Below are 255 nucleotides of genomic sequence, written 5' to 3'. Positions count from 1 at the left end.
AGGCCGGTTGGGCGTTGGCGGCGGCTGGGAACACTGCGACGGCGGCGATTCAGGGGGTTTCCAGCGGGGTGGAGCCGATCTCGGCGATGGATCAGTTTTGGCAGTGGCTGGGGTGGATCGCGCTGTTTCTGATGTTGCCGGCGATCGCGTTCGGTGGGGTGTTCGCTCTGATCGCGTTCGCGGTGAACATGACGTTGTTCATCCATGCGGCGGTGCAGTATGCGAACGGGCAGATCCCGTTGACGCAGCTGCTGC

Annotated in this window: 1 pseudogene; it reads left to right on the top strand. The window is 63.9% G+C overall.

The annotated features are described in order from the left end of the window. Positions 1 to 68 precede the first annotated feature (68 nt). Positions 69 to 255: pseudogene (locus tag KGQ19_RS49075) on the top strand (hypothetical protein); the annotation flags it as partial.

The sequence above is a fragment of the Catenulispora pinistramenti genome (assembly GCF_018274385.1).
Classification (GTDB): domain Bacteria; phylum Actinomycetota; class Actinomycetes; order Streptomycetales; family Catenulisporaceae; genus Catenulispora; species Catenulispora pinistramenti.
The sequence above is the reverse complement of the archived record's forward strand: the minus strand, read 5'-3'. Positions and strand labels throughout refer to the sequence as shown.